This is a genomic window from Streptomyces geranii (assembly GCF_002954775.1).
Classification (GTDB): Bacteria; Actinomycetota; Actinomycetes; order Streptomycetales; family Streptomycetaceae; genus Streptomyces; species Streptomyces geranii.
Genome location: NZ_PJME01000015.1, coordinates 158,274 through 173,337 on the forward strand (window position 1 = coordinate 158,274; position 15,064 = coordinate 173,337).

Below are 15,064 nucleotides of genomic sequence, written 5' to 3' on the forward strand. Positions count from 1 at the left end.
TCGCGGCCATGCCTCTCCAACATGCTCGCCGCACACGGGCCAACGCTCGGAACAGAGGTCGGCGGTCTCACCGTGTCCGGCAGTTCTGGGCACTCTCATCAACGAAAGCGCAGAGCATCCCGATGAACTCCCGGTAGTCGTCGGGGTCTTCGGGGTCTCCCCGTTCCTTGCTGGACGGCCCATCGATCCACTGCTGCCAGAGTCCGCCCGGGACGAGGAACCGGGCAGCATGGTCGGTACGGAGCCTGGCGTCGAGCAACAGGAGCGCGCCGAGGGCGGCCGTCTGGTCGTAGTAGAGGTCAAGGCGAGGCAGGTAGCGGTCAAGGTAAGCAACCAGGAGGTCAGCGTCGGCGGAGGTGCCGAAGGAAGCCAAGGCAACGCAGTAATCCTGCCCCGCGAAGGGCCCCGCGCTGGCGAGCAGGAGTTCACCGAGACGTTCCCGGAACTCGGTCCGGCCGGCAACGGCGATGAGCCAGGCGGCCGTTCCCCTCTCACGCCATCCCCGGTCAAGCAACATGCCCAGCTCACGAGGACTGATCTCACCCGCAGCCTTGCCCAACTTCCGCAGGAACTTGGCCCGGTCGCGTCCACTCATACCGAGAAGTGCGCCGCCGAGCTTGAAATACCGAAGGTCGCGCGCGACATAGCGGCGGGTCAACTTGAGCAGTTCGAACTCTTCACCGGTGAGGCGCATAGGCAGCATCCTGGTACGGAGAAAGCCCGCAGACCAGCAGCGGACGCTCCGCCCAGGGCACAGCGATCCGTACTTCGCCACGGCCACACATCACGTTGCGGGCAGTTGGTACGCGAGTACGTACGCGTCGGCCGCCATCAGGGTGTCGCAGACTTCGACGGCCCGCCCCTCGGTGTCGTACGCGGTGCGGATGAGGTGGATCACGGGCACTCCGGAGGCCAGCCGCAGCGTCTTGACCTCGGCGGGCGCGGGCATCCGGGCGCGGATCTCCTCCTCGAAGTGATCGAGCCGGTGGCCGAGTTCCTCAAGCCGGGCGTAGATGCCGCCGGGCCCGTAGTGGTGGGTTGAGGTCTGTGCGGAGGATGCGAGCAAAACCCCTGGTGAGCGCGGGACACTCTGCGGACAATGACGACATGACGTTGACGATTTGGGTCGATGACTGGCAGATCCAGTGCTGCGGGGAGAACTTCACGCCGGGGGATGTCGTCTCGTGGCACCTGCTGGAGGTCGATCCCGAGGATTACGCCGACCTCGTTGGAAGCGAACGTGCTGCGGAGATCGACTTTTGCGAGGAGCATCACGGCGGGGAAGGCGAGCACGCGCCAACCCGGTTGCAGGTGCTGACCATCACAGAAGTGCACTGCCGGTACGAAGTGCCCTCAGACAGCACGTCGAACGTGCGACATCCGGTACCAGGCACAACCGAATTGGTACCGGTCCGACAAGCGGACGGACGGGCAGCGACTCGCCCACACGTCGACTTCACCGGCTACCTTGTGACAGCCGAGCGGACCGAACTGTCAAGTGCGCTTAGGTCGTCTGACACCAGCAGTTGACACCAACACGGGCGTACGTTGCCGATCAGCGCCGAACCTCAGCGGCAGGTAGGACCAGGGTCCAGTGGACGCTCATCGTGGTCGAGAGGGTGCCTCGATCGACCTGATAAGGATGGGGTCAGAGGTTCAAGTACACGGTCACCGGGGGATGCGGCGCATGACGGAGTACACGTGGCCGAACGGTGCGGGGGATCCGACGCCCGAGGACATACGACGGGCCTGGCCGGCAACCGTGACCGCGCTGCCAGTGGGTGCCGCCGTGACCGGCAAGGTCATCGGCCGACAGCGATTCGGCGTGTTCGTAGAGATCGACGGGGTGCCAGACGCGGTCGGTCTGGCGGAGATCTTCGGTTCACCGCCCGGAACCGTCCCTCCCCCACTGGGGTTCGCTATCAGTGGGAGCGTGGTCGATCACGCGGAGCGCAACTTCCAAGTCAGGCTCAGACTCGATGACTGGGGAGACGAACGCGAGCCCCTCCCACTGGAGCCCAACGAGCGCCCAGGAGCTCCCGCCTGAGGGCGACTGGGCGTTCATGGCACGGGCCCTCAGCGCAGCACGGTTCTACGAGTGACGCCGTGCCCCTTGCGTGCCCGATCACCCGGGAACTGACGGGGAACCACGGTGGTTGAAGGACAGCGGACATGAGAACGGCCCCTGACCGATTCACCTGGTCAGGGGCCGTTCGCCTGCGGAAGCGGTGAGATTCGAACTCACGGTGACATCGCTGCCACGACGGTTTTCAAGACCGATCAGGGCGTTTGCTCATCCTTTGCCACGTCGTGGAGGTCTTCGGTACTAAGGGGCTCGGCGTAATCGAGCATGTACTCAAGAAGTCCCCTGCGAGGTGAGCCACTTTCGAGTTCTTCAACCTCGACGTAGGTGACATCGTCTCTGGTGAACACTCCCGTTACCCGGAAGTCGAAGTCGTGCTGTGGGTAGCCGGGGTAGCGCCGAGCCCAGACAGAGCCGATCCGTGGCCGTGTGGTCATACCGCTCAGTCTGTCATCAGCCTCCTGCCGTACAGCAGCGAAGTACAGCAACCATCGGACCAGCCCTGACCACACCACCGGCCCTGAGCAACCACCTGACGTGCCTGGCGGACCTCAGTGACCACCGTGCCCGTAGTTCGCATGGAGGGTGAGGGGCCTCCGGAGCCGTGTGCGAGACGCTGGACGTTCCGCGGGCAAGCGGTGCGCTTACTCGAAGGGTGGAGCAACTGCCACCAGCATGCCGCTGATTGAGCCCGTATCGGCGGCGGCTTTCGTGGGGTCGACACTGTTTTCCTCTGCGACCGTCGTCGCCCAGCAATCCCCCCACGTCGCCGCCCAGTCGCCGGCCAGGTCGCTGTCAGGGGCGAGATCTTCGGGCTTCCCCGTGATGCCATAGGCGTCAAGGAGCCGTCGCTCGACTCCGAACGGCTCGCCCAGGGCGAGCTCCGGGTTCTCACTGATCCAACGTCTGAGGATCCGTCCGCGTTCGGCGATCAGCCACGCCTCCCCGTCGTTCTGCTCGCTGTGGAAGAAGAGTTGGGCTTTGCCGAAGTGCGCGCTCAACTTTCGGCACAGGTCAGTGACGTGCACTGTCTGCTGCGGATAGGACAGGCCGAAGTACGGTCCGACGACCAGGGTCCACCCCTGCATGGTCGGGGTAACGACGACTGTGGAGAACGGCTCCTCCTCGTCATGCGCCACCTCGTCGATGAGTTCCACGCCATCGGCCCAGGTGGTCTCCCGTGCATCCATCAAGCCAAGGGCCTTCACCAACTCCGCTTGATCGACGGTCTCGACCGCGAGCCATGAGAGCCAGCAAGCGCGTATGAGTGGTGTGGAATCAGACGTCCCCATGACCCGCATCGTAAGGGCGTACGAGTGAGAATCGTGCAGTAGGCCAGATGTTGGCGAGGCACCGGCCTGACGTGTCAGATGCGTGCCAGGTCTCGCGGAGAACCACGGGGAACAGCGGGGAACAAGTCTGCATCCGCTCGGACTCGGTTCAAGTTCCGTCGCAGGTCAGGGCAGTCACGGCTTGCAGAACACCTGAGCTTCCCAAGCTGAGAGCTCTGACCGCCGGAGCCAAGGGGTACGTTGCAGGGATGCCGACCGAGTCCGTACCGACCTGCCCTCAGTGCGGTGGCCCGCTGAAGGCTGGCGCGATGGCGCTGTGCCATCGCGAGGAGGACGACCGCCGCACCTGCCGTATGGTCTGGGGATGCTCCAACCAACACGTCTGGTGGAAGTGGGCCGACCGTCCGACCGCCGAGTTGGAAGTCTGCCCCTACCCGGACCTGATGGACGGCTGACATCAACGACGCCGGACAGGGCCGCAGACCAGCAACCCTGTCCGGCCGTCCCATCAGTCGCCGACAGCGTTCAAAGCGGGCGTGGATCGAACTCCTAAAGCGGTGGCAGGTGATGACCAACATCGGCACCGGAATCGTCCGCCCGTCACCCGGACGGGAGTTGTCCCGTCCGTCAGCGTCTCTTGAACTCGACCGGCCCCGCGTTCATCTCAATGGTCCCGTCCGGATGGAGGACCGGCCGGCGTTCGGTCATGCGGGCGCTGTATGCCTCGATGTGGTGGATCGCCGCACCGTCGGGTGAGGTGAAGTCGACCAGGGCGATGGCCACCCAGTAGCGGGTTCTCGTGTTCTCGAAGAGCGGGACGGTGACCGTGGAGCCGAGGCCGTCCGTGATGACGATCTTCGCGCCGAAGCTGCGGAAGGAACCGACGCCGTTGCTGACCGCGGAATAGGCGCAGAGGAGTACGTAGCCCTGCTCGGCGGGGCGGACGATGCGAAGTGACTCACGGCCGGGTACGCGTGAATCGCCGTCGAGGCGGATGTAGGGCCGGCCCTTCACCGAGCCCAGGCGCTTGTAGTAGACGACGTCCGCGCCCTTGCCCTTCTTCGCCGTCTCTGTGCCTGTTCCTGTTCCTGTAGCTGCGCTTTTCCCCGTTGCCGGTGTCGGCGTGCCTGGGCGCAGGGGTACTCCCTGTGGCTTGTGGCGTGATTTGACCAACGTGCCCGGTGTCTTGCCTCCCTGGAGGGCCTTCGTGGCGGGGACGAACAAGGCGTACAGGTCGAGGTCCGCGCCCTGTCTGCGGCGCTGTTCGCTGCCGCCGTCCCACTCCAGTGAGGCGGTGACCACCAGCTCGCGGTCGTTCTTGTCCAGGCTCATCGCGACCTGACCGCCCTTGTCGAGGCTGATCGCGCCGAGCGGGGGCTTGCGCAGGTTCGTCGGGACGGCGGGTGCGGTGACGGGCTCGGGAGGGGCCGGCGGCGTGGAGTTGCCTCCTCCCGCGTCGGTCCGCTCCCCCACGGACGGCTCTCCCACGGACTGCTCCCGCGACTCCGGCAGTTCCTGTTGTTCCTGCGCCGCCTGCTCCTCCCGCTCCTCCTCCACCTCGATCCCGAAGTCCGTCGCGAGGCCCGCCAGGCCGTTGGCGTAACCCTGGCCGATCGCGCGGAGCTTCCACGTCTCGCCCCGGCGGTAGAGCTCCATCAGGAGTACGGCGCGTTCCCCGTCGACCAGCGCTGGCGGGCAGAAGCGAACCGGATCCGCGTCCTGCTGAACCGCGCGGATCAGCACCTCCTTCACGTCACGGAAGGTGCGCGTCGCGTCGTCGGGGTCGCAGCTGGCGACCAGGACGACTCGGTCCACGTCCGCGGGGAGGGCGGCCGGGTCCATCTCGACGCGCTCGGGGCCGTCGGTGTCCGCGGCGAGGTGGCGGACCGAACCGGACTCCGCGGACGGCTGGTTGTAGAAGACGAGGTCGTCGTCGGACCTGACCCTGCCGTCCGCCGCGACCAGGAGGGCGCTGAGGTCGATCGGATCGCCCACCGTGTGCAGCTCGGCGGTGACACGCCCCGAACCGACCGCCGTGTTCTCGCCCTTGCGGAGTTCCGGCATCCCGCCCACCCCCACCGAATCCGTACGTCACCTTCGTGTCACCTTGTCACACGAGATCCCGTACGGAAGGCCTTTCCCACAAGCGTCCTGGCGCTGGCGGCGGTTGACCGTGCGGCGTGGCCCCGGGCCGCACCAGGCCGCCGGTTCGGACCACCAATGCCCCCGCCGGGCCGTATGGTTTCCGCCATGTTCGAGACGATCCAATGGCGGTGTCACGTACACGCGAACGATCGCCGTGCCGCCGAGCGGGTGGTCGGACGGATGGCGGACCGGCTGGATCGGCCTGTCGAGATCGAGAACTACGAGCGGTACTGCAGGTTTCCCGAACTGGCCGTGCTGCGGCTGGTCTCCCCGCTCCGGTGCGCCGCCCCCGAGCACGCCCTCATGACCGTCCTCGACTGTGCCTGGAAGATCGCGACGCCCTGGAGCCTCGGCAGTCAAGGGGCTGGCGGGCAGCGGGAGTTCGAGGGCGTCGCCGCCGCCAACGTCGGCGCGCACTTCAGCATTCCGGGCATCGAATGGATGGAGTTCCGCGTCAGCGATCGGCCGTGACAGTGGGTGGAGCGTGGCGAGAACAACCGGCCTGCGACAGAAGCGGTTTCCCCCAGCCGCGAGCCCGGATTGTCAGAGCCTGCTGCTAACTTCCGCCGTCGTAGGCAGACATGGATGGCTGGGAGGGGATGAAAGCCGGTGGGAGCTTCCGGGTGGGACTACTGCGTGCCGTACCAGGAGGATCTGAACTCCGCGCTGCAGCAGCTGCGGCGAGCGGTGTTCGAGGCTGGGGACTACTACTGGGTCAACGGTGACGACTGGCGGCCGGAGGCGGAGCGGGAGCCCCGGCCGCGGACTCTGGAGGAGCTGTGGGAGGTCGAGTTGGTCCATGAAGCCGGTACCCACTCGATCCTCGACGTCTTCGTCGTGCTGGGACCGGACGACACCCCCGACTACAACACCGTGGAGCCCGTGACGGCCGAGGAGGCACGCGAGTTGCTCGGCACGGAGAAGCTGACCCGAGCGCACATACCGGAGTTCGACGTCTTCCCTCGGTCCCGCTGGGTCGGACGGTGCGCCGTACTGCACGACGACGAGGGCAAGCCGCAGGAGATCCGCTTCTGGGGACACTCCGGCGACTGACGGCGGCCGGGCCGGATGCCGGGCCGGATGCCGGTGCCGAATCGCCCGCTCGGGGCGGAAGTGCGTCAGGCGGACCATGCCTCCAGCAGTTCCGCCGGGCCGTACTCGGCGTCGAGTCCCGTGCAGTCGGTTCCGCTGCGCGAGACCGCGACCAGGGGGATCGGGTCGGGTGTGAGCAGTGCGCGATGGCGCAGGAGCGCCGCCAGGTCGTGGCGGTCGAAAGGCGCGTTCTCCAGCCACTTCACCGAACCGACGAACAGCAACTCCTTGGCGATGGGCGCCCGGTCGGCTCCTACGATGTCGATCTCCACGTCGTTGGTACGTGTCCAGTAGGCGCCGATCGCGGAGGCGGCGGGCAGGTGTGCGTCCGGCAGCAGGCGGGCCAGTGCCTCGCGTACGAGGGGCTCCACCGCGCGGCCCCGCCAGCTGGTCCAGTTCTCGCGGACGCGGCCCAGCGTCAGATCGCCCCGGCCCCGCTCGATCTCCTCCATCGCCGGTCCGAGGAAGCGCAGCCAGAAGCGGAGATACGGGTCTGCCACCCGGTAGCGCCGGTCCTTCGAAGGACTCGTGGACACGGGGAGTTCGGCCGCGATCGCTCTCTTGTCCGCGAGGATCGCCAGCGAGCGCTGGAGCGGCGTCGACCCGATGCCGCCGGCGGCGCGGGCGATGTTGCTGAAGGTCCGTTCGCCGCTTCCGATCGCCGCCAGCACCGTACGGGCCTGTGCCTGCTGCGGGAACTCGGCGGCGAGCGACCTCTCCGCCGAGACCAGCAGAGCCGACACCGGATCGGCCAGGGCCGACGACAGGAAGTCCCAGACCCCCGCGCCGTGCGGCCACTCCGCGCAGATCAGCGGCAGTCCACCGGTGATCAGCGCCGCGTCGAACGCCTCGGCCGGGGCCAGGCCCAGCATCCCGCCCACCTCGGCCGGGTCGAGGGGACCGAGGACCATCTCGCGTCCGCGCTGGTGGAAGGGGCGGCCGTAGCTGTTCAGTGCCTCCATCATGGAGAGGTCGGAGCCGATCAGGACGAGCAGCACCGGCCTGGCCTCCAGCACCCTGTCCCACGCCCGCTGCAACGTGCCCTCGAACGCCCCCTCCGCGTCCATCAGATACGGCACCTCGTCCATGACCAGCACGCTCGCCCGGTCCGTGGGCAGGGCCGCCGCGAGTACGTCGAAGGCGTCGTCCCAGCTCTCCGGGCGGGCCGCGGCCAGCAGACCGGCCAGCGGGAGGTTCGACGCCTGGGCATCCCGGCCGAGCCGCTGGAGATCGATCCGTGGCGACGCTCCCGTGGCCGCGTAGAAGAGAAAGGGGGCGCCGGACCGCTCCGCGAAGCGCTCGACCAGCCGCGACTTCCCCACTCGCCGGCGCCCCCGCAGCATCAGGCACCGCCCGGGCCGCTCCCCGCCGACCCCGGCGGACACCTTGGCGAACTCCCGGTTCAGCGTCTCCAGCTCGCGCGTCCTGCCGACGAAACCGCCCATGTCATCGCCCTCCGTACGTCTGCCACCACCCTGGACAGACTTACTAACATCAATGTTACAAACATCGATGTTAGTAACATCGGCGTTCACTCGAAAGAGGAGCCCGGCGCCGCGACCGCCGGACGCCCCCGGATCACCGACCCGAAGGCGCCCGGCACCGCCGGGACCCACGTGCGCGTCCCGGCTACCCCCCGAACGTCACCACCAGCCGCCCGTCAGAGGCGAACGACCAGTTCAGCCCGCCCCCGTACGACGCGCACCGCGCCCCGTTGCTCCCCGACCAGAACTGGTTCGTCGTGTCCGAGTTGCCGATGATCCGGTCGTTCGTGCCGCTGCCGCTGCGGCACGACGTGTTCGTGCGGAAGACCGATGTGCCGCCGTCGAAGTTGAAGTTGCGTTCCGTGTTGTCGATGCTCACGTTGTCCGACACCGTCATCGTGCCGGGGTTGCTGTTCCACGTGAAACCGTGCTTGCCGTTGTTGTACGCGATGCTCCGCCGGACCACGTGGTTCACCGCTATGTCGTCGCCGCCGAGCTTGTAGCCGTTGCGGTCGCCGTTGCCCGCCTGGGAGCCGTCGGTGAGGGTGCCGTTCTCGTAGGCGAGGGAGTCCTCGATGGTCACCGGGCCGATGGGGCCCGTGTCCGTCTTGGTGTAGAGGTCCCAGCCGTCGTCGATGTTGTTGTGGGAGACCGCGTAGCGGAAGACGTTGCCCGCGCCCGTCGTCAGCTTCGCCGCGAAACCGTCCGCGTCCTCGCCGTCCGAGTCGGCGTTGTCGTGCGACTCGGCGCTGACGATCAGGTTGTTGGCCGGCCAGTCGGCGGCCGGGGTGCTGGAGGCGATCCGGCCGAGCTGGAGGCCCGTGTCGCGGTTGAAGCGGGTCACCGTGCGTTCGACGACGTTGTTGCTGCCGCCGACGTAAATGCCGTTGTCACCCGCCCGTTCGACCACCAGGCCCTTGATGTGCCAGTAGTTGGCGTTGAGTTGCAGGCCCCGGTTCGACGAACTCTCCGTCTGCGCCGAGAAGTTGAGGACCGGGGTCTCTCCCGGGTACGCGGAGAGCGTCGTGCGGGTCGCCGACGTTCCGTTGTTGCCCACCGGGATCGTGATCGTCGCGGCGTAGTTGTACGTGCCTCCCCGTACGTAGATCGTGCCGCCCGGCGTGATGCGGCCGATCGCCGACGTGAGCGTCGTCGGAGCCGTCGAGGTGCCCGCCGCGCCGTCCGTGCCCGTCGGGGAGACGTAGAGGGCTGACGCCGACGGTGGTGTCGTACCGCCGTCGGGGACGTTCGCGTCGACGTAGTCGATGTTCGGGAGGCCCGCCGCGGCCGTCGGGTTCAGGCGGATCGTGTTGCTGCCCGCCACCACCGGCACCGTCAGGGTCTTCGTCGTCCAGCCGGTCCAGGTACCGGTGCTCTCGAAGGTCGCCGTCGTGGTCGTCGTGCCGTTCACGATGACGCTCACCGCGCGGGCGGTCGTGGTGCCGTTGGCGAAGCGGACGCTCAGTGTCGCCGTGCCCGATGCGGGTGCGGACACGGTGAACTGGGCATACGCGCCTGCCGCGTTGGTGCCGTTGCAGAATCCGCTGCCGGAGTAGCCGGTCCAGTCGGAGTCGATGGTGCCGGTGCAGACCGCCGGGGCGGTCTCGGCCTCGTACCGCGTGGTCGCGGCCTGTGCGGTGGTGACGGTGCCGGAGAGTGCGACGACGGTGCCTGCCAGCAGGCCGAAGCACGCCATGACGGGTCTCAGTTGCATCGTGGTTCTCCATCTCCAGGACGGGTGGACCGAATGGATCAGCTTCCGGACCGGGACTGGAAAGCGCTTTCTCCCGGAAGCTAGAGGGATAGTCCTGGACACGTCAATAGTCACGTACTTGATCGTTGTTCATATGAGTGGACAGTGGCGGGCTGTCGCTGCCCGAACGCTTGGCCGTCCGCTTGGGCGTCCCGCCACAACCCGGGGGCCGGTCCGGCCGTCTGACATGGCGTCACCGAACCTGGAGGTTCCGCGCATGTCCTCATCCCCCACCGGCCGTCGGACGACCGCGATCACGACCACGACTAGGACCACGACCCGGGTCGCGATGGCCCTGGCCCTCGGCGCCGGGCTGGCCGCCGTCCCGCTCGCGCTCGCCGGTACGGCCGGTGCCGCGACGCCGACCGCCAAGGCCGAAGTCAGCTTCAACGACCGCGAGTTGAGCTACACGGCCGCCGCAGGCCAGACCAACAGACTGACCGTCGTCGAGGCCTACCCCGACGCCACGGACCACACGGACGTCACCTTCGCGATCGACGACGTCGTCCCGATCAGCGTCGGGCGCGGATGCGCCTACCCCGACTCCGCCGACCGTACGAAGGTCCTGTGCACGGTCGTCACCGTGGACAGCCAGAGCCCGTACAACATCCTCACGATGGACCTCGGCAACGGCGACGACGTGCTCGACTTCACCAACAGCACCGGCGAGGCCTACTACGGCAACGCGATCGACCTGGGCGCCGGCAAGGACAGGCTGACCGACCGGGGCAGCGTCGACGCCAACGGCGTCGACGGCGGGGCGGGCGACGACACCATCACCGCGGGCCCGGCGTCGTTCGTGCGCGGTGGTGCCGGCAACGACACCATCAACACCACCGGCGACATCGCGGAGGGCGGCACGGGCAACGACGTGATCCGGGGCGGCGCCGGGGACCAGCTCCTGTACGGCAACAACGGCAACGACACGATCTACGGCGGGACCGGCGGCGACAACCTGTACGGCGGCGCGGGCCACGACGTGCTGTGGGGCAACAGCGGGGTCGACTACATGTACGGCAACAACGGCAACGACAAGCTGTACGGCGGCCCCGGCAAGGACGTCCTCTCGGGCGGCACCGGCACGAACGTCGTACGCCAGGACTGACGGTCGACGGTAGTCGTCGGCAATCGCCGGAGGCCCCGGAGTTCCGACTCCGGGGCCTCTCTGGTGTTCACCGCAGCACTGCGGAACTGTGCGGGATCAAGCCGCTGCCGCCAGGCGGTGGAAGGCCTGGGTGGTGTCCGGGTGGGCCATCTCGTCGAGGAGGTGTCGCCAGTCCGCGTCCATGCTCACGCTCATGTCCACGTTCACGTTCACGTTCATGTCCACGACGGTGACGGCGGTCGGGGCCGGGTGTGCCTGGTCCCAGGCCGTGAGCAGCGGGGTGAGGTCGGTCTCGGTAGGCATCCCTGGTTCCTTTCGCGGGGCTTCGGTTCGTTGAGGTCAACAATGCCGTTGCCCGAGCGACCGAACCATGGAGCGACCCACCCGATCGGGGGTGTAGCTGGCTGCACCCCCGAGGGCCTGTTCTCCCCCTCGGAGGTGCAACACACGCCAAGGACGGGTTACTTGACGTCGATCAGGTCGTGCGGCGGCACCGTCACCGTCCGCGCGCCCTCCGTGCCGCCGAGGATCACCTTGCGCAGGGCGACGTTGTTGTTCAGATCGGTCTCCTGGAGGCGCTTCTCCGGGTTGGCGATGACCTGGATGTAGTACGTGCCGTTCGGCAGACCCGTGATGTCGAAGGACTGGCCCGGACGGTACTGCGTGTACGTGTCGCCGGAGCCGACGTCCAGCACCTCACGTACCGAGAGGGAGTTCTTCTCGCCGCACGCCGTCGACAGATCGGTGTTGTACGGGTGCCAGTTGGCGTTCTTCACCGTGTAGTCGATCGCGTCGGTGTTGGCCAGGCAGAACGCCTCCTTGCCGCTGCGCACCTCCTTCGTCTGGTCGGCGCTCAGCAGGCGGTAGCTCGCGAAGTCCGTGAAGTGCCAGTGCTCGTGGCCGATCCGCGGGTCCCACTCCATGGTGCCGGTCGGGGTGTAGCCGACCTGCTTGCCGTTCGCGTCGTAGAAGTACTGGTAGGCGTCCATCAGGCCCTTGCCCTGCTGGCGGAAGCCGTCGACCACCAGGGGCGCGGGCCCCGCGTTCCACACGTTCGCGCTGAACGCCAGGTAGTCCTTCCCGGCTACGTCCCCGTCCTCGCCGTCCGTGATCGCGATGTCCCACGCGGGCAGTGAACGCAGGTCCGGCTTCGGCACGTTGGCCGGTACGCCCGCCCTGCCCGTGGGCCGCTTGGCGGCGGCCTTCAGCGCGGGCGCGACGCGCGAACCGTCGGTGTGGCCCGGACCGTCGCCGAGGTGGTGCGCCGTACCCCGGTGGACCAGGGCGTTGGGGAAGGCCGGGACCGTGGGCGCGTCCGCGCCGCGCGGGCCGTAGTGGTGGCCGCCATGGCCTCCCCCGTGGCCTCCCCCGTGATGAGCGGAGGAGTGCGCGGACCGGCCCACGCCACCTCCGCCGCCACCGCCCTCACCCCCGCCCTCGCTCTGCTGCACGACCGTCACCTTGATGCTCGGCCGGTCGTCAGGGATGCCGAACAGATCGCGGTACGCCTTCCCGACCGACACCTTCGCCGTGTACTCGCCCGCCGGGAGATCCACCGGATTGCGGTAGTCGACCGAACCGGCATTGGCCGCCCAGCCCTTCTCGACACCCCACACCGAGCCCAGCGTGAACGGGTTGCTTGAGCAGCTCTCCGGGAAGTGCGAGGTCGCCGGGGCGTCCGGGCGGAGGCGGCCGGAGGCGTTGTTCGGGCAGAACGTGCCCTTGCTCTTGGCGACCTCCTCCCCCGCCGCGTTCGTGAACGACACCTCAAGGAAGCCCGGCAGGCCCTCGAAGTCCTTCACCATGCCCGGGGGCAGCCGCTTCGCCTGCACCTTGCCGCCCTTGCGGACGATCTGCTCGGCGACCACCGGGTCCTTGTACGACTTCCGGGTCACCTTGAACTCCAGCGGTACGTCGTCCACCGTGACGTACGTGCCGAGGTCGAGGTAGACGCCCTCCTCCCCCTCCCAGCGCTCGGCCGTCACGGAGTCCGTCGCGGCGACGAGTCTGAGCTTCGGCTTGGTGGGTGCGGCGCTCGCCGCCGCGCCGGCCCCGGGTGCGGCACCGGCCACCGACACGACGACGGCCAGCGCGGCCCCCGCCGCGAGCGCCGAGTGCTTCAGCCGCTTACTTGTACTTGTACTGGTACTGGTACTCGTACTGCTGTCCTGCTGAGTGGTCATCGGTTCCTCGTCTGTCTGGCCAGTGCCATGGTCAAGTGGCATCGGACTGGACACAGCCCACGACCGGCCGACGAACATACGGACGCACCCCACGCGCCCAAGCCGTGTCTGTGAGCAACCTGTGAGACAGAGGAAGCGCAGTCCAGGTTGCTCGACGAGGAAAAGTTCAGCCGAAAGCGGCGCCCCACCACTCCGTCAGCAGGGTCCGGGCCCGGGGTCGGGAACAGGATCGGGAACTGGCTCGGGGTCAGGAACGGGCTCGGGATCCACGGGAGTCGGAGTCACGGGAGTCTCGACCACCGGCGGCTCGGGCGTCGCGATCACCGGGGGCTCCTCCACCGGCGGCTCCACCACCGGAGGCTCGACAACCGGCGTCTCCTCCACCGGGGGTTCCTCCACCGGCGGCACATACGCCGGATCGTCCGGAGTGGTCGGCTCCACCGGAGGTTCGACAACCGGAGGTTCGACAACCGGGGGATCGACAACCGGAGGTTCCTCGACCGGCGGATCCGGCACCGGCTCGACCGGCGCACTGGGCTCGGTCGGCGCGGTGGGCTCAGTCGGCGTGGTGGGCTCGGTCGGACTGGTGGTACCGCTCCCGCGGCTCACCGCGACCACCGACCCCTCACCCCCATCCCCGCCCCCGCCCACAGAAACCCGCACCCCCTCCGGCACAGCCACCGAAGCGGTCACCGGAACGCGCACCGGGCCCGCCGCCGGAGTCGCCCTCAACGGCACGGGCACCGTCCCCGGCAGCTCCGCCACCGGTGTCGGTGTCAGCGGCTTGTCCGCCAGCGGGATCCGGGACGGTTCCTCGAACCGGACCTGGGGCGAGGTCAGCGCGAGGGTGACGACGACGGCCGCCGCAGCCGCCCCCGCGCTCACCGCGAGCGCCTTCGGCATCTTCGCCCCGCCGGTCACGACATGACGTACCGCGTGCAGCACCCCACCGCCATGACCGGCCACGGTGGCGACGGCGGTCGACGCGCCCGCGCTGCCCGCCGCGAACGCCAGGAGCGCCTTGCCCGTACCGCCAACGACCAGCACCAGCAGGGCCGGACCGACGAGCGCGGGCAGCCGGTCGTTCGTACGCATCAGCAAAGCGAGCCGGTGGCGGCAGTCGTCGCAGGTGTCCGCGTGGGCGAGGAGCTGGTCGGACTGGCGGCGGGTCGCGGTGCCGCGGACGTACGCGGGCATGCGGACCCAGTACGGCTCGCAGGCCGTGCTGTTGGGGACGCCGGGCTGCTCGCGCAGGAACGCCTGGCGCATGCCCTCGCGGGCGCGGTGCAGCAGGACTGCGGTGGCGCCCTCCTTGGTGCCGGTGCCGATCTGCGGACCGATCGCGGCCAGCGGCTGGCCCTCCGCCTCCGCGAGCCACAGCGCCTTGACCCAGCGGTCGGGGAGTTGGCTCAGCACCCGTACCAACAGGTCTACGGAGGAGACCTGTTCGGCGGGGTCGTCCACGTGCCGGCCCTGCGAGACGACCCGTTCGGACCGTTCGAGGCGCTCCGGACCGTCCTGCGGGTCCTGCGGGGTCTCGCGCGCGGAGTTGCTGCCCGCGGTGGCCGCCAGGTGCCGGACCGTCGTCATCAGGTACGCGGGCACGTTGTCGATCTCGTGCCCCGCCGACAGGCGTCGCCACACCCGGAAGTGCGCCTCGGCGACCAGGTCCTCCGCGGCCCAGCTGCTCTTCGTGAGCGAACGTGCGTATGCGACGAGACGCGGTTGCTGCTCCTCGTAGATACGGGCGTAGGCGGCGGTGTCGGTGGCGGCGGCCGTGGCCGTGTCGTCAATCATGGGCAGGAACGCTCCAGTTACCTGCAGATGGGGTAGTGGGGATGAGTTTGTAAGGCTAGATGACAAAAATCTCAAGTAATTACAGGAAGTGACACACGTCACATGCAGTGACTCCGGCATTGGCGTAATG

At 68.2% G+C, this 15,064-nt stretch carries 15 protein-coding genes and 1 pseudogene; 6 read left to right on the top strand and 10 right to left on the bottom strand.

The features are described from left to right. Positions 1 to 67 precede the first annotated feature (67 nt). Positions 68 to 694, bottom strand: a complete 627-nt coding sequence (locus tag CW359_RS21585) for a DUF6000 family protein (protein ID WP_105971706.1) — start codon at positions 692 to 694, stop codon at positions 68 to 70. A gap of 90 nt (positions 695 to 784) precedes the next feature. Beyond that, positions 785 to 1,030, bottom strand: a pseudogene (locus CW359_RS21590) (UTRA domain-containing protein); the annotation flags it as partial. A 77-nt stretch (positions 1,031 to 1,107) separates the two neighbouring features. Here CW359_RS21590 and CW359_RS21595 point away from each other — a divergent pair. Both CW359_RS21595 and CW359_RS45915 read left to right on the top strand, forming a co-directional pair. After that, positions 1,108 to 1,530 (top strand): DUF6578 domain-containing protein, encoded by a 423-nt coding sequence (locus CW359_RS21595; RefSeq protein WP_105971707.1) that lies wholly within the window; start codon positions 1,108 to 1,110, stop codon positions 1,528 to 1,530. A gap of 157 nt (positions 1,531 to 1,687) precedes the next feature. Next, on the top strand, positions 1,688 to 2,047 hold the full coding sequence (locus tag CW359_RS45915; RefSeq protein ID WP_198655324.1) for a hypothetical protein: 360 nt from the start codon (positions 1,688 to 1,690) through the stop codon (positions 2,045 to 2,047). 233 nt (positions 2,048 to 2,280) lie between these two features. Here CW359_RS45915 and CW359_RS21605 read toward each other — a convergent pair whose 3' ends face one another. Both CW359_RS21605 and CW359_RS21610 read right to left on the bottom strand, forming a co-directional pair. Further along, a complete protein-coding gene (locus tag CW359_RS21605) occupies positions 2,281 to 2,520 on the bottom strand; it encodes a hypothetical protein (RefSeq protein ID WP_105971708.1) in 240 nt (79 codons plus the stop codon). A 207-nt stretch (positions 2,521 to 2,727) separates the two neighbouring features. Further along, positions 2,728 to 3,375, bottom strand: a complete 648-nt coding sequence (locus CW359_RS21610) for a hypothetical protein (protein WP_157968608.1) — start codon at positions 3,373 to 3,375, stop codon at positions 2,728 to 2,730. Positions 3,376 to 3,623: 248 nt separating this feature from the next. Between CW359_RS21610 and CW359_RS21615 the strand changes: the two genes are divergently transcribed. Beyond that, entirely contained in the window at positions 3,624 to 3,830 is a 207-nt protein-coding gene (locus CW359_RS21615; protein ID WP_105971710.1) for a dehydrogenase, read from the top strand. A 172-nt stretch (positions 3,831 to 4,002) separates the two neighbouring features. Here CW359_RS21615 and CW359_RS21620 read toward each other — a convergent pair whose 3' ends face one another. Beyond that, on the bottom strand, positions 4,003 to 5,439 hold the full coding sequence (locus CW359_RS21620) for a TerD family protein (RefSeq protein WP_105971711.1): 1,437 nt from the start codon (positions 5,437 to 5,439) through the stop codon (positions 4,003 to 4,005). A 186-nt stretch (positions 5,440 to 5,625) separates the two neighbouring features. Here CW359_RS21620 and CW359_RS21625 point away from each other — a divergent pair, with 186 nt between their 5' ends. Then, the gene (locus CW359_RS21625) at positions 5,626 to 5,991 is read left to right on the top strand and encodes a hypothetical protein (protein ID WP_105971712.1); all 366 of its coding nucleotides are present in this window, start codon (positions 5,626 to 5,628) and stop codon (positions 5,989 to 5,991) included. Positions 5,992 to 6,129: 138 nt separating this feature from the next. Further along, the gene (locus CW359_RS21630; RefSeq protein WP_105971713.1) at positions 6,130 to 6,573 is read left to right on the top strand and encodes a hypothetical protein; all 444 of its coding nucleotides are present in this window, start codon (positions 6,130 to 6,132) and stop codon (positions 6,571 to 6,573) included. A gap of 65 nt (positions 6,574 to 6,638) precedes the next feature. Here CW359_RS21630 and CW359_RS21635 read toward each other — a convergent pair whose 3' ends face one another. Both CW359_RS21635 and CW359_RS21640 read right to left on the bottom strand, forming a co-directional pair. Next, positions 6,639 to 8,057: an ATP-binding protein gene (locus CW359_RS21635; protein ID WP_105971714.1), complete on the bottom strand. Its 1,419-nt coding sequence runs from the start codon at positions 8,055 to 8,057 to the stop codon at positions 6,639 to 6,641. Positions 8,058 to 8,241: 184 nt separating this feature from the next. Next, the gene (locus tag CW359_RS21640; RefSeq protein WP_105971715.1) at positions 8,242 to 9,810 is read right to left on the bottom strand and encodes a carbohydrate-binding protein; all 1,569 of its coding nucleotides are present in this window, start codon (positions 9,808 to 9,810) and stop codon (positions 8,242 to 8,244) included. 256 nt (positions 9,811 to 10,066) lie between these two features. On the opposite strand from CW359_RS21640, the gene CW359_RS21645 reads away from it, so the two are divergent. Continuing rightward, a complete protein-coding gene (locus CW359_RS21645) occupies positions 10,067 to 10,954 on the top strand; it encodes a calcium-binding protein (RefSeq protein ID WP_105971716.1) in 888 nt (295 codons plus the stop codon). Between the two features lie 96 nt (positions 10,955 to 11,050). Here CW359_RS21645 and CW359_RS21650 read toward each other — a convergent pair whose 3' ends face one another. The 3 genes from CW359_RS21650 to CW359_RS21660 all read right to left on the bottom strand — a co-directional run bounded on the left by CW359_RS21650 (position 11,051) and on the right by CW359_RS21660 (position 14,934). Next, on the bottom strand, positions 11,051 to 11,257 hold the full coding sequence (locus CW359_RS21650; RefSeq protein WP_105971717.1) for a hypothetical protein: 207 nt from the start codon (positions 11,255 to 11,257) through the stop codon (positions 11,051 to 11,053). A 158-nt stretch (positions 11,258 to 11,415) separates the two neighbouring features. Further along, entirely contained in the window at positions 11,416 to 13,137 is a 1,722-nt protein-coding gene (locus CW359_RS21655) for a lysyl oxidase family protein (protein ID WP_105971718.1), read from the bottom strand. Positions 13,138 to 13,332: 195 nt separating this feature from the next. Continuing rightward, complete coding sequence (locus CW359_RS21660; protein ID WP_105971719.1) at positions 13,333 to 14,934, bottom strand: sigma-70 family RNA polymerase sigma factor; 1,602 nt, start codon at positions 14,932 to 14,934, stop codon at positions 13,333 to 13,335. Positions 14,935 to 15,064 lie beyond the last annotated feature (130 nt).